13 protein-coding genes and 1 pseudogene are annotated in these 13,768 nt (G+C 62.8%); 12 read left to right on the top strand and 2 right to left on the bottom strand.

Annotation, left to right across the window (positions count from 1 at the left end; translation table 11 throughout):
* Nucleotides 1-42: 42 nt before the first annotated feature.
* From rpoC to ACI5KX_RS03175, 7 genes and pseudogenes are all read left to right on the top strand, one after another.
* Nucleotides 43-4,192, top strand: a pseudogene (gene rpoC, locus ACI5KX_RS03145) (DNA-directed RNA polymerase subunit beta'); the annotation flags it as partial.
* Nucleotides 4,193-4,452: 260 nt separating this feature from the next.
* Nucleotides 4,453-4,812 (top strand): hypothetical protein, encoded by a 360-nt coding sequence (locus tag ACI5KX_RS03150; RefSeq protein WP_406809221.1) that lies wholly within the window; start codon nucleotides 4,453-4,455, stop codon nucleotides 4,810-4,812.
* Between the two features lie 10 nt (nucleotides 4,813-4,822).
* Nucleotides 4,823-5,551 carry a hypothetical protein gene (locus ACI5KX_RS03155; RefSeq protein ID WP_406809222.1) on the top strand — a complete coding sequence of 243 codons (729 nt, stop codon included), beginning with the start codon at nucleotides 4,823-4,825 and terminating at the stop codon, nucleotides 5,549-5,551.
* Between the two features lie 92 nt (nucleotides 5,552-5,643).
* Complete coding sequence (locus ACI5KX_RS03160; RefSeq protein WP_406809223.1) at nucleotides 5,644-6,084, top strand: DNA-directed RNA polymerase subunit beta'; 441 nt, start codon at nucleotides 5,644-5,646, stop codon at nucleotides 6,082-6,084.
* Nucleotides 6,085-6,134: 50 nt separating this feature from the next.
* Nucleotides 6,135-7,460 (top strand): glutamate--tRNA ligase, encoded by a 1,326-nt coding sequence (gene gltX, locus ACI5KX_RS03165; RefSeq protein WP_406809224.1) that lies wholly within the window; start codon nucleotides 6,135-6,137, stop codon nucleotides 7,458-7,460.
* 85 nt (nucleotides 7,461-7,545) lie between these two features.
* On the top strand, nucleotides 7,546-7,815 hold the full coding sequence (locus tag ACI5KX_RS03170; RefSeq protein ID WP_406809225.1) for a PilZ domain-containing protein: 270 nt from the start codon (nucleotides 7,546-7,548) through the stop codon (nucleotides 7,813-7,815).
* A gap of 375 nt (nucleotides 7,816-8,190) precedes the next feature.
* Nucleotides 8,191-8,661, top strand: a complete 471-nt coding sequence (locus ACI5KX_RS03175; protein ID WP_406809226.1) for a hypothetical protein — start codon at nucleotides 8,191-8,193, stop codon at nucleotides 8,659-8,661.
* A 281-nt stretch (nucleotides 8,662-8,942) separates the two neighbouring features.
* Here the strand turns inward: ACI5KX_RS03175 and pyk are convergent, their stop codons facing one another.
* A complete protein-coding gene (gene pyk / locus ACI5KX_RS03180; RefSeq protein WP_406809227.1) occupies nucleotides 8,943-10,424 on the bottom strand; it encodes a pyruvate kinase in 1,482 nt (493 codons plus the stop codon).
* A 68-nt stretch (nucleotides 10,425-10,492) separates the two neighbouring features.
* Here pyk and ACI5KX_RS03185 point away from each other — a divergent pair, with 68 nt between their 5' ends.
* The 4 genes from ACI5KX_RS03185 (at nucleotide 10,493) to ACI5KX_RS03200 (ending at nucleotide 12,036) form a co-directional block, all read left to right on the top strand.
* Entirely contained in the window at nucleotides 10,493-10,813 is a 321-nt protein-coding gene (locus tag ACI5KX_RS03185; RefSeq protein ID WP_406809228.1) for a DUF1244 domain-containing protein, read from the top strand.
* 108 nt (nucleotides 10,814-10,921) lie between these two features.
* Nucleotides 10,922-11,158 (top strand): DUF2312 domain-containing protein, encoded by a 237-nt coding sequence (locus ACI5KX_RS03190; protein WP_406809229.1) that lies wholly within the window; start codon nucleotides 10,922-10,924, stop codon nucleotides 11,156-11,158.
* Nucleotides 11,159-11,257: 99 nt separating this feature from the next.
* Nucleotides 11,258-11,575: a heavy metal-binding domain-containing protein gene (locus ACI5KX_RS03195; RefSeq protein ID WP_406811310.1), complete on the top strand. Its 318-nt coding sequence runs from the start codon at nucleotides 11,258-11,260 to the stop codon at nucleotides 11,573-11,575.
* A 5-nt stretch (nucleotides 11,576-11,580) separates the two neighbouring features.
* Entirely contained in the window at nucleotides 11,581-12,036 is a 456-nt protein-coding gene (locus tag ACI5KX_RS03200) for a GNAT family N-acetyltransferase (RefSeq protein WP_406809230.1), read from the top strand.
* Here the strand turns inward: ACI5KX_RS03200 and ACI5KX_RS03205 are convergent.
* Nucleotides 12,033-12,848 (bottom strand): type II CAAX prenyl endopeptidase Rce1 family protein, encoded by an 816-nt coding sequence (locus ACI5KX_RS03205; RefSeq protein WP_406809231.1) that lies wholly within the window; start codon nucleotides 12,846-12,848, stop codon nucleotides 12,033-12,035. The two genes, ACI5KX_RS03200 and ACI5KX_RS03205, sit on opposite strands and share 4 nt — an antisense overlap.
* A gap of 68 nt (nucleotides 12,849-12,916) precedes the next feature.
* Between ACI5KX_RS03205 and ACI5KX_RS03210 the strand changes: the two genes are divergently transcribed.
* Nucleotides 12,917-13,663, top strand: a complete 747-nt coding sequence (locus ACI5KX_RS03210) for a YebC/PmpR family DNA-binding transcriptional regulator (RefSeq protein WP_406809232.1) — start codon at nucleotides 12,917-12,919, stop codon at nucleotides 13,661-13,663.
* Nucleotides 13,664-13,768: the final 105 nt, after the last annotated feature.

The raw sequence follows: 13,768 nt of genomic DNA on the forward strand, positions 1-13,768 counted from the left end.
CCTTTTCGCACCTAAGAATTCATCCCCCGAGGGAACCAAGTCATGAACGAACTGACCAAATTCACCAACCAGCTGGCCAAGCCGGAAACCTTCGACCAGATCCAGATCGGGATCGCGAGCCCCGAGCGCATTCGCTCGTGGTCGTTCGGCGAGATCAAGAAGCCGGAAACGATCAACTACCGCACGTTCAAGCCCGAGCGTGACGGCCTGTTCTGCGCGCGCATCTTCGGCCCCGTGAAGGACTACGAGTGCCTGTGCGGCAAGTACAAGCGGATGAAGTACAAGGGCGTCGTCTGCGAGAAGTGCGGCGTCGAAGTGACCGTCACCAAGGTGCGCCGCGAGCGCATGGGCCACATCGAGCTGGCCGCGCCGGTCGCGCACATCTGGTTCCTCAAGTCGCTGCCGTCGCGCATCGGCCTGCTGCTCGATATGCAATTGAAGCAGCTCGAGCGCGTGCTCTATTTCGAAAGCTACGTGGTGATCGAGCCGGGTCTGACCCCGCTCGAGAAATTCCAGCTGCTGACCGAAGACGAGCTGCTCGAAGCGCAGGACGAGTATGGCGAAGATGCGTTCTCGGCCGATATCGGTGCCGAGGCGGTCAAGGTCATGCTGATGGATCTCGACCTCGAGCAGGAGCGCGAAGACCTGCTTGAAGAGCTCGCGACCACCAAGTCCGCGCTCAAGCCCAAGAAGATCATCAAGCGCCTCAAGGTCGTCGAGAGCTTCATCGAATCCGGCAACCGTCCGGAATGGATGATCCTCGAAGTGATTCCGGTGATCCCGCCCGAACTGCGCCCGCTGGTGCCGCTCGACGGGGGCCGGTTCGCGACCTCGGATCTCAACGATCTCTATCGCCGCGTGATCAACCGCAACAACCGCCTGAAGCGCCTGATCGAGCTGCGCGCGCCGGACATCATCGTCCGCAACGAAAAGCGCATGCTGCAGGAAGCCGTCGATGCGCTGTTCGACAATGGCCGCCGTGGCCGTGTCATCACCGGCGCCAACAAGCGTCCGCTGAAGTCGCTCAGCGACATGCTCAAGGGCAAGCAGGGCCGCTTCCGCCAGAACCTTCTCGGTAAGCGCGTCGACTATTCGGGCCGTTCGGTCATCGTGACCGGTCCGGAGCTCAAGCTGCACCAGTGCGGCCTGCCCAAGAAGATGGCGCTCGAACTGTTCAAGCCGTTCATCTACGCCCGCCTCGATGCCAAGGGTCTTTCGATGACCCTCAAGCAGGCGAAGAAGTGGGTCGAGAAAGAGCGCAAGGAAGTCTGGGACATCCTCGACGAGGTGATCCGCGAGCACCCGGTGCTGCTGAACCGCGCGCCGACGCTTCACCGTCTCGGCATCCAGGCGTTCGAGCCCGTGCTGATCGAAGGCAAGGCGATCCAGCTTCACCCGCTGGTCTGCTCGGCCTTCAACGCCGACTTCGACGGCGACCAGATGGCGGTCCACGTGCCGCTTTCGCTCGAAGCCCAGCTCGAAGCACGCGTGCTGATGATGTCGACCAACAACATCCTCTCGCCCGCCAACGGCAAGCCGATCATCGTGCCGTCGCAGGACATGGTCCTCGGCCTCTACTACCTCTCGATGGAGCGTCAGGAGAAAACGCCTGAATTCCTCGAGAACGAAGACGGCACGAAGGAAGAGAAGCTGCCGCGCTTCGCCGATATGGCCGAAGTGCACCAGGCGCTCGAAACGAAAACGGTCACGCTCCACACCAAGATCATCGCCCGCGTCCCGCAGGCCGATGAGGATGGCAATGTGGTGATGAAGCGCTTCGTCACGACGCCGGGCCGCATGCTGATCGGCGAATGCCTGCCCAAGAACCACAAGGTTCCTTTCGACATCATCAACCGCCTGCTCACCAAGCGCGAAATCGGCGACGTGATCGACCAGGTGTATCGTCATACCGGCCAGAAGGACACGGTGCTGTTCGCCGACGCGATCATGGTGCTCGGCTTCCGCTACGCCTTCAAGGCGGGGATCTCGTTCGGCAAGGATGACATGATCATCCCCGATGCGAAGGTGAAGCTTGTCGACGAGACCAAGGAACTGGTTGCCGGTTACGAGCAGCAGTACCAGGATGGCCTCATCACCCAGCAGGAAAAGTACAACAAGGTGATCGACGCCTGGAGCCGTTGCGGTGACCAGGTTGCCGACGCCATGATGGCAGAGATCAAGTCGCAGCCGATCGACAAGAACGGTCGCGAGGCAGAGATCAACTCGATCTACATGATGAGCCACTCGGGTGCGCGTGGTTCGCCGGCGCAGATGAAGCAGCTCGCGGGTATGCGCGGCCTGATGGCCAAGCCGTCGGGCGAGATCATCGAAACCCCGATCATCTCGAACTTCAAGGAAGGCCTGACCGTCCTTGAATACTTCAACTCGACCCACGGCGCCCGCAAGGGCCTCGCGGACACCGCGTTGAAGACCGCGAACTCGGGATACCTGACCCGCCGCCTCGTCGACGTGTCGCAGGACTGCGTCATCGTCGAGGAGGACTGCAAGACCGACAACGCGCTCGAAATGCGCGCGATCGTTCAGGGCGGCAGTGTCATCGCATCGCTCGGCGAACGTATCCTCGGTCGCACCGTGGCCGAAGATCTCGTCAATGCGAAGACCGATGAAGTCATCGTCAAGGCAGGCACTCTGCTCGACGAGCCGATGGTCAAGGCGATCGAGGAAGCCGAAGTGCAGTCGGCCAAGATCCGCAGCCCGCTGGTCTGCGAAGCCGAACAGGGCGTTTGCGCGACCTGTTACGGCCGTGATCTTGCCCGCGGTACTCCGGTGAACATCGGCGAGGCTGTCGGCGTGATCGCCGCGCAGTCGATCGGTGAGCCGGGAACCCAGCTGACGATGCGGACTTTCCACATCGGCGGCGCGGCGCAGCTCAACGAGACTTCGCACCTCGAATCGATCTCGGACGGCAAGATCGAATATCGCGACATGCCGACCATCACCGACAAGAAGGGCCGCATCCTTTCGCTCGCACGCAACGGCGAACTCGCCGTGATCGACTCCGAAGGGCGCGAGCGCGAGATGCACAAGGTGCCCTACGGGACCGTCCTGATGTTCAAGGACGGGGCGAAGGTGAAGGAAGGCGATCGTCTCGCGGAATGGGACCCGTTCAGCTTGCCGATCATCACCGAGCAGTCCGGCGTGGTCAAATACCAGGACCTCGTCGAAGGTACGACGCTCGAAGAGCAGACCGACGATGCGACCGGTATCGCCCAGCGTGTGGTGACCGAGAACCGGGCGACCGGGCGCAAGAAGAAGGAAGAACTGCGTCCGCGCCTGACCCTCCTCGGCGAAGGCCAGAGCGAGGATGAAACCGAAGCGCAGCGTTACCTGCTCGCTCCGGGCACCACGCTGTCGGTCGAGGACGGCCAGCAGGTCGAAGCCGGCGACATCCTTGCACGTGCATCGCGCGAGGCGGCCAAGACCCGCGACATCACCGGCGGTCTGCCGCGTGTGGCCGAACTGTTCGAAGCGCGCATGCCGAAGGACGTGTCGGTCATCGCCAAGATTTCGGGCAAGATCGAGTTCGTCCGCGAATACAAGGCCAAGCGCAAGATCGCGATCGTTCCGGAGGAAGGGGATCCAGTCGATTACCTGATCCCCAAGACCAAGGTGATCGACGTGCAGGAAGGCGACTTCGTGAAGAAGGGGGACACCCTGATTTCCGGCTCGCCGAACCCGCACGACATCCTCGAAGTCATGGGTGTCGAGGCGCTTGCCGAGTACCTCGTCAACGAGATCCAGGAAGTCTATCGACTCCAGGGCGTGAAGATCAACGACAAGCACATCGAGGTGATCGTTCGCCAGATGTTGCAGAAGGTCGAGATCACAAACGGTGGCGACACGACGCTGCTGCCGGGCGAACAGGTCGATCTGGCCGAAATGATGGAAATCAACGCCAAGCTGACCAAGGGCAAGAAGCCGGCAGAAGGCACGCCGATCCTGCTCGGGATCACCAAGGCGTCGCTGCAGACCCGCAGCTTCATCTCGGCGGCTTCGTTCCAGGAGACCACCCGTGTGCTCACGCAGGCGGCGGTTGAAGGGAAGAAAGACACGCTGATCGGCCTCAAGGAGAACGTGATCGTCGGTCGCCTGATCCCTGCTGGCACCGGTGCGGGCATGAACCGCATGCGCGTGACCGCATCGAGCCGCGACGCGGCGCTCAAGGCCGCGTGGAAGAAGCAGCAGGAAAAGCTCGCTGCCGAGAACGCGCCGGAACCGGAGCCCGAAGCCGACGCCATTCCTTCCGAGGAAGCGATGAAGGCGGCGATGGGCGGCGGAGACGACGCCGAATAAGCGTCGCAGCGGCCCGCGCCACGAATTGAACAACCCCGCCGGAGCAAAGCGCTTCGGCGGGGTTTTTCGCACCCGCTTTCTGGCGCTCGTCCGTTGTTGGGCGAGTGATATCCTCGTGATGGTCCAAGGGAGGGACGCATGATGAAGAAACTCGCACTCGCCGCAGCCGCATCATCGCTGCTCGCGCCGGTCCACGCGTTGGCACAGGAAACCATCGTCGTCACGGACTCGCGACAGGATCGCTCGGCCACCAACGCCTATTTCTCACCCAACAGCGGACCATCCGCGATCGGCGTTACCCGGCAGGCCGACTACTTCGTTACGCCGCTGTTCGTCAGCTCGGATTCGCGTGACAGCGACATGCGGATCGACGAGCTGTTCGGCAGCGCTTACGGAGTGGAAATCACCGGGCTCGAAGGCGATCTTTATTGGCAGCAGGCGAGCGAGACCGAGGTGTTCCTCTCCATCGAGCACGAATTCGTAATCCGTCCGCGTTAGGTGTGACTGCATGTCCGATCCCGATGACATTCCGAATTCGTGGGAAGGCGAACCCGATCCGGGGCCGCCCGACGAGTTCACACAGATGCTGTTCAAGAGGCCGGGGCCTCCGCCGCCGCATCTCGTGAAGTTGGGCGAGACGCTTGTCGGTCGCGCAAAGCTGAAGCTCCGGGATTTCCGCGTCGACCGAGAAGATATCGAATGCGCCGCAGTTGCAGCGGCGAAGAACGGTGAATTGAGCCAGCACGATGCGCGGCTGATCTTTCTCGATACCGGCGATGTTGTTTCGAGGCCGCTGGTGCAGCGCTATCTCGATGCGCGCGAATTCGAGCTCATCGCGAAATATCTAAGGTATCGCATCATGTATCACCCGAGCGGATGGCTGACCGAGCGCAACCGGCTGGCGCTCGACGGCATGATCGCCGGGGGCGAAGCGGCGATGGCGGTCGGGCTGCTGCGCGAATTCCTCAAGAAGCTGCACCGCCACACACAAGAACGGTGGCGGGCGGCTGGCAGAAAAGCGCCGAAGGGCATGACTGACCCGCACTCGCGCGATACCTACGACAAGATGCGCAGCGATGCGATCCGCGAACTACCGGGTCACCTTCAGATCGCCGAGCTCGAACTGGCGGAGATCGGGCAATACCTGTCCGAGCACGGGAGCCGCGAGGACAACCGCGCAATCGAAAAATTTCGAGAGGAAATCGCCAAGGTGCGCCAACGCTTCGGCATCGAGTGATTGAAACCTGGCCCAAACGCTATTGCGAATAAATTGCAATAAAGCTATCCGAGTCGGGTCATTCCACGCCGACCGGAGGATTCCCCGCACCGATGCCCCGCAGCAATCTGCCCTCAGCCGCCGCCCGCTCGACCATCGCCGATCTCGCCAGATCTCCCCGCATCGAAAGCCTCGGCCCGCTCGGCGCGCGGTTCGTCTACTCGCTTCGCCTCATTGCCCTTCACGATCGCGCAAACCGCGACCCGGTTTCCGAATTGGCGGTGCGGCTCGGCAGTGTCGAAGTCGCGGCGAAGGCGCTTGCGCTGGCGCAGGCGATATCCTCGGTCTGGCCCGAGAATATCCATGTCTCGCGCTTCTGTTGCCAGATGCTCTCGCACGACGAGGCCACCATCGGAAAGCTGATCGACAGCGCCGCGACCTGTGATCGTGCCGGGTTCGAGGAGGCGATCGCTGGGTTGGTCCGCCCCGATCGCCATCACCGCCTTTGGGACGCAGCGCTAGGCCTCGTCGCTGCCGAGACCCGCGCCGCCTGAGCACAAGTGGCGCTTGCCGCGCCGCGCGCCGCTGTCTAACGGCAGGCGGCATGACCACAACGCGTTTCGCCCCGTCCCCCACCGGCCGCCTGCATGTCGGCAACATCCGCACCGCGCTCCACAACTGGATGCTCGCGCGTAAGGCGGGCGGCACCTTCATCCTGCGCATCGACGACACCGACGCCGCGCGCTCGAAGGAGGAATATGTCGAGGCGATCCGCGCCGACCTCGCATGGCTCGGAATCGAGGCAGATCGGGAATTCCGCCAGTCGCAGCGGCTCGAGCGTTACGAGGCGGCATTCGAGCAATTGCGCGCAGCGGGCCGGATCTACCCCGCCTATGAGACCCAGCAGGAACTCGAACTCAAGCGCAAGATCCAGCTCGGTCGCGGATTGCCGCCGATCTACGATCGCGCCGCGCTCGAACTCACCGAACAGGAACGCAAGGCCAAGGAATCGGAGGGCATCGAGCCGCACTGGCGGTTCAAGCTCGACCATGACGAGCCGATCACATGGGAAGACGGGGTGCGCGGCCCCAACGCATTCGACCCCAAGCTGCTGTCCGATCCCGTTATCCGCCGCGCCGACGGGTCGTGGCTCTACATGCTGCCGAGCACGGTCGACGATATCGACATGGGTGTGACGCAGGTGCTGCGCGGCGAGGACCATGTCTCGAACACCGCGGTGCAGATCCAGATGTTCACCGCGATGGGAGCGGCGCCTCCCGACTTCGCGCACGAAGCCCTGCTGGTCGGCAAGGAAGGCAAGCTCTCCAAACGGCTCGGCTCGCTCGGCTGCGATGCGTTTCGCGAGCGCGGGATCGAACCCGAAGCCATCGTCGCGCTGCTCGCGCGGCTTGGCACCTCGCTTCCGGTCGAGCCGATAGTCGATCGCGAGGCGTTGCTCGAAACTTTCGACCTTTCGACGTTCGGCCGCGCGCCCGCCAAGTTCGACGACGCCGAGCTCGATCGGATCAACACCGCAATCGTCCACGCGATGCCCTTTGATGCGGTCAGGCACCGTCTGCCCGAGGGTATGGATGCTGCCGGCTGGCACGCGGTCCAGCCCAATGTCGCGACCGTGGGCGAAGTCGAGGACTGGTGGCGGCTGGTCACCGGCCCGATCGCGCAGGTCGAGTTCTCCGACGAGGACCGCGCCTACCTTGGCGAAGCGGCGCAGGCGCTCGAATGGGGCGACGACCCATGGCACGCGCTCACCGCCGCGCTCAAGGACAGCACCGGTCGCAAGGGCAAGGCGCTGTACCTGCCGCTGCGCCAGGCGCTGACCGGCATGAACCATGGCCCGGACATGGGCGAGCTGCTGCCGCTGATCGGCGAGGACGAAGCCCGCGCCCGGCTTGCGAGCGCTGCGAAGTAAACCGCCGCTTTAACCCGATTTACGAACCTTTGTGTTTGTCTGGATGCGGCGAAGGTGAATCTCGCCGGTATTCAGGGGGAGTTTCATGGCTGGCAGCAAGAGCGGCACGGAACTTAAGGCGGTCGTGCGCTATCGCACTCGCTCGAAAATGGAGATGCCGGTGCTCGATCTGAGCGCAGGCGGATGCATGGTGAGTTCGCGCGGCTGGTCGGCCAAGCCCGACGAAAGCGTCTCCGTGAAGCTGCCGGGACTCGGCTTCATCCCCGCCAAGGTGGTCTGGATCGAGGACCAGCGCGCCGGGATCGCCTTCGAGGAAGCGCTCTACGGCCCGACGCTGGAACACCTGATGGGCTGAAATCGGTCCAAGCCGAAGATGACGAAGTTGACACCGTGTCAAGCAGAAATCGTGTCTCCAAGTCCTGGATAAATAATCACAAATTGGCCTCTCGGCGAAGTTGACACTTTGCAGATTTCAAATTCGCGCGTGAGCAGGGTGCCATGAGCGGACAATGGGTGCGACGATGGGAAAGAGCAGGCAGCACGCTAGCGGTCCGGGGCGGAGTAGGAAACGTCCGACTTTTGGTGGGGAGTGGACTTTCGCCCCGCGCTGCGGTTGCGCCCCGTTTTGCCAACATATCCGGTAAGTGCTATTTCTTTGTCAGGGCCGCTTGCGTGATCGCGCGGTCCGAGTCTCGCCTTGGCCGTTGGTCACATCCAAGGGAGAGGAATAATGAGAAAAAGTGCAATCGGTGCTGCGATAGCAGCGTCCGTCACGCTGAGCACGCCGGCGATGGCGCAGAACTTCACTTATGATGTCACTTGGGGGCCGGTCGAGTCCTACGGCGGCTTGAGCAGTCCGGATGGGCCGCAGTATCGCGGCGGTGCAGTCAAAGGCACCTATGTTTCGACCGATAGCGATGGGACCGTCGCCAATGGCACGGTCAGGTGCGTCGGCACCCGGCAGCCTCCGGGCATTTTTGCCATTCACCTCGCTTGTACTTCACAAGACCAGCAAGGAACCTACTCTGTGGCCTATGGCTGCAACTGGCTGGGCGAACCGGGTCCAGAAACCCCACTCGGCTGCGTAGGCGCTTTGGAGGCGACGGACGGCGAGTTGAAAGGCACGCGTGGCAGCCTGACCATGTACTGGTACTCGAACGAAAAGGCAGTTGGCACGGGGCAATGGTACACTGCACAATAGAAAGCGAGCCAGAATAGCAAAACTCACCGGCCGCGGAGCGCGCGCTCCGCGGTCGGCTTCTGATCCATCCTATCCGCCGGCGCTTGCATTCGCTCAGGGTGGCAAGCCAGCACATTGATCTCCAAAATGGCTTTCTTGAACGCCTTGCGCATCGCACAGCGTCATTGCTTGAATAGCCTGCGGGATGAGGTTGAGCGTGAACCTTCAGGTGCGCTCCGCTTCATCTGCAATTGCTCCTTCGAATCCATCGCATCGTCCGCAATCGGGTCGAAAGCCGCCTGCTACCCTCCGTGCTTGTCCAGCTCGTCACCCGATAGCGTCACGACGTGCAGCAGGTTGGTCGCGCCCGGAGTGCCGAACGGCACGCCTGCGAGCGCGATCAGCTTGCTGCCCGCCTGGCCGAAGCCGTGGCGCAGCGCCATGCGCTTGCCCTTGGCGATCATCTCTTCGAAGCTGCCGATATCCTTGGTCGCCACCGCATGCGCGCCCCACAGCAGCGCGACCCGGCGCGCGGTCCGCATCGAGGGGGTGAGCACCAGCATCGGCGTGTCGGGCCGCTCGCGCGCGACGCGGCGCGCGGTCGATCCGCTCGACGTGAACACCGTGATCGCGCTGATCGAAACGGTGTCGGCGATGGTCATGCAGCTGTGCGCCAGCGCGTCCGCCGTGGTCTTGTCGGGCGGGGTTTCCAGGAACCGCACGCGTTCCTTGTAACCCTCGTCGCGTTCCACCTGCGTCGCGATCGAGTGCATCATCGCGACCGATTCCTCGGGCCAGTCGCCCGCCGCGCTCTCGGCCGAAAGCATCACTGCATCCGCCCCGTCATAGACGGCGTTGGCGACGTCGGACACTTCGGCGCGAGTCGGCATCGGGCTTTCGATCATGCTTTCGAGCATCTGGGTCGCGACGATCACCGGCTTGCCCGCGCGGCGGGTCGCATTGACGATCCGCTTTTGCAGAGGCGGGACCTCGAACGCCTCGAGCTCCACCCCGAGATCGCCGCGCGCGACCATGATCCCGTCGGCCATGTCGATGATGTCGGACAGGCGATTGACCGCCATCGGCTTTTCGATCTTGGCGCACAGCGCGACGTTCTGACCGCCCGCCGCCGCGATCAGCTTGCGCGCTTCGGCAAGGTCGTCAGGCCGCTGGACGAAGGAAAGCGCAATCCAGTCCGCTCCGTGTTCGACCGCAAAGGCGAGATCCTTGCGGTCTTTTTCGGTCAGCGCAGGGATCGGAACCTCTGCGTCGGGCACGTTCACGCCCTTGCGGTCCGAAATCACCCCGCCGACTTCGGCCGAACAGAAGATGCGGTTCTCGTCCGCCTCCTTCACCCGCAGGCGGATCTTGCCGTCGTTGATGAGCAATCGCTGGCCCGGCTCCATGATCCCGAACAATTCGGGGTGCGGCAGGCACACGCGGGTCTCGTCGCCCGGCGTTTCGTCGCGGTCGAGGGTGAAGTGGCCCGAATGGCGGATCACGGCTTTGCCGTCCTTGAAGGTGCCGACGCGCAGCTTCGGGCCCTGGAGATCGGCGAGCACGGCGATGGGGCGCTGGAATTGCTTTTCCAGCGCGCGGATCGCGGCGATCGTCTCTTCGTGATCGGCGTGGCTGCCGTGGCTCATGTTGACCCGGAATGCGTCGGCGCCGGCCCTGAACAGCTTGCGCAGCATCTCGGGCGAGCGGCTTGCCGGACCCACTGTCGCCAGAATCTTGACCTTCCGGCCTCGCGGGTCGATCCTTGTGTGATCGCGTTTTGCCATCGATCCCAATTTCCCTTGTTTGGTCGATCCTATGGCACAGGCAGATTGCAACTCAAGGAATAGTCATCATGGATACGAATTCACCCGATCCGCTCGACCAAATCGACGATGCCGTTGCGGCGGCAGCATTCCGGCGGCTGGTACGGCACTTGCGTCATCGCCACGACGCGCAGAACATCGACCTGATGGGGCTGGCAGGGTTCTGCCGCAACTGCCTCGCCGACTGGATCAGGGATGCCGGGTACGAAGGCGACAAGGCCGCCGCGCGCGAGCTCATCCACGGCATGCCGATGGAGGAATGGAAGTCGAGCCGCCAGACTCCGGCCACCGAAGCCCAGATTGCGGCGATGGAAGCGAGCCTGACCAAGAACCAGGCCGACCTGCGCTAGGTTTACCCACATCAAATCGGACTGTTGTGGAAAGCGCACTTTTGCCCGCGCGCGGTGCTGCCTATTCAGCGGCCAACCGATTCTCAATTCACCGGAGCTGATTGAACCATGGCCGAAGCCACCGACGACCGCCTGCGCCTGCTGATCGAGCGCATCGAACGCCTCGAGGAAGAAAAGAAGGGCATCGCCGACGATATCCGTGACGTCTACGCCGAGGCCAAGGCGGTCGGATACGACCCCAAGATCATGCGCCAGATCGTGCGACTGCGCAAAATGAAGCCCGACGACCGCAGCGAACAGGAAACGATCCTCGAAACCTACAAGGCCGCGCTGGGCATGGGTTGAGGCCGGATGTCATTGAACTTTCCCGATTGTGTATTATCTCGATAATACAGCAACAAAGGGAGAATTTGAATGGCAGGACCGTGGAAGGACGCGCGCGGTGTGATCGTCACCACCACCCCGACGGTGGAGGGCCACCCGATCCAGGAATATTGCGGCATCGTCGTCGGCGAAGTGATCGTCGGCGCAAACCTGTTTCGCGACCTGTTCGCCAATATCCGCGACATCGTCGGCGGACGCTCGGGCAGCTACGAACGCATCCTGGCCGATGCGCGCAACCAGGCGATCGAGGAATTGCAGGCCGAATGCGCGAGCAAGGGAGGCAATGCCGTTGTGGGGATCGACCTCGACTACGAAGTGATCGGCGACACCGGCTCGATGCTGATGGTCTCCGCCAGCGGAACCGCGGTGAAGATCTGAGCGCCATGATTGTGGCGCATCGCCTTGCAGCGGGCGATCTTGCGGGCTTTCGCGCGATGAACGCGTTGTTCTCCGAGGTATTCGGCGAACCGGAGAACTACACCGCGCATCCGCCGGACGATGCCTATGCCCACGGCTGGCTCGCAAACCGGAACAATATCGCTATCCTGGCGCAAGCCGATGGCGAGCCGGTCGGTGCGCTCGCGGGCTATGTCCTGCCCAAATTCGAGCAGGCCCGCAGCGAGCTATACATCTACGACCTTGCGGTTCTCGAAAGCCATCGCCGGATCGGCGCCGCCACAGCGATGATCGGGGAAATGCGCCGGATCGCGCGAGAAGTCGGCGCATGGACGGTGTTCGTGCAGGCCGACATCATTCCCGAGGACGAGCCGGCCCGCGCGCTCTACCGCAAGCTCTCGCACAGCGAGATCACCGCGCTGCATTTCGATATCGAGCCTTAGCCTTCCATTCCCGCAGCCATCGCCAGCAGCGCGAGGCTGATCGCAAAGCCATTATGCGCGGCGTGGGTCACGATCGCGGTCCACAAGCCGTAGTTTACGCGGCTGTAGGCGGCGATGGTGCCGAGGATGAATTGCGGGAGCAGCAATGGCAGCAGCGCCAGCAGTGTTCCTTCGGTATAGTTGAGCAGATGCACCAGTGCGAAGCCCGCCGCGCTGAGCCAGAAGAACACCGGGAACAACGCCGCGAACCAGCGCATCGGGGGGCGCTTTCGCAGGGCGATCAGGGCGATGATCGCGAGCACCAGACCGCCCAGGATCGACAGGCCGACGCCCAGTGTCGCCTCCTCCCCGGTATTCGCCACGCCTTGCATTGCAGCCACCACTCCTGCCCCCAGCATGATCGCGAAGGCAACGAGATAGCCGGGCTTGCCCGAGAGCCAGCCGCGAAACACCAGTTCCTCGAGCACCGGCGCGGCGATCACGATCAGCGCGATTGTCCCCGCGTTGAGATCGAGCTGTGCGTTGAGGTTCTCGGGCAGTTCGACCCCCAACGCCACCACGGCCATCAGGATCGCGATCAGCGTTCCCATGATGATGAGATCGAGCACAATCATCCGCCCCATGGCCCTCGTGGCGATGCCACCGGGGGCAATTTCTTCGGGAAGCGCCGGTCGCTTCAGGAACGCGCCGAATTTGCGCCACTCGGCGCGCATCGATTGCGCTTGGTGGATCGCCGGATCGCGCGGATCGCCTTCGCCGAAAACAGCTTCGATCGCGGCGGGGTTCGAAGGGCTTGTGGTCATATCGCTCATCGGGCTAATGCGATGCCAGTTTCATCCAGCTTAAGCCACCAAGATCTGAAGGCTGAAAAAGAGTTCCCATGGCAGGCCATTCCAAATTCAAGAACATCATGCACCGCAAGGGTGCACAGGACAAAAAGCGTTCCAACCTGTTTTCCAAACTGAGCCGCGAAATCACCGTCGCGGCCAAGATGGGCACGCCCGATCCGGACATGAACCCGCGCCTGCGGCTCGCGGTCAACACCGCCAAGGCGCAATCGATGCCGAAGGACAACATCCAGCGCGCGATCGACAAGGCGAGCGCGGCCGACGGCGAGAATTATGAAAACGTGCGCTACGAAGGATACGGCCCCGGCGGCAGCGCGATCATCGTCGAGGCGCTGACCGACAACCGCAACCGCACCGCCACCGCCGTGCGCACCGCGTTCAGCAAGAACGGCGGCAATCTCGGCACCGAAGGATCGGTCGCGCACGGTTTCGAGCGGCTCGGCTATATCGAATACGGTGCGGACGCAGGCGACGAGGAAACCGTCCTGATGGCGGCGATGGAAGCGGGGGCTGAGGACATCGCTTCTTCGGAAGATGGCCACGAAATCTGGACCGCGGCCGACGATCTTCATGCGGTTGCCGAAGCGCTCGAAAAGGCGCTGGGCGAGGCCAAGGAAGTGAAGCTCGCATGGAAGCCCAACCTCACCGTCGAACTGGACGAGAAGGATGCGGGGGTGTTGCTCAAGCTGGTCGATGCGCTCGACGACGATGACGACGTGCAGACCGTGTGGGGCAATTACGACATCAGCGACGAGATCATGGACAAGCTCGACGCGTGAGCCACCGGGCGTGACGTGGCGGGAATGGGCCTTCGCGCTGGTGCTGGGGGCCGCATTCCTGCTCGCGCTCGTATGGCGCCTGGGCTGGCGGATCGGGTTGTAAGA

The organism is Erythrobacter sp. GH1-10 (genome assembly GCF_045363165.1).
In the GTDB taxonomy this organism is placed as follows: Bacteria; Pseudomonadota; Alphaproteobacteria; order Sphingomonadales; family Sphingomonadaceae; genus Erythrobacter.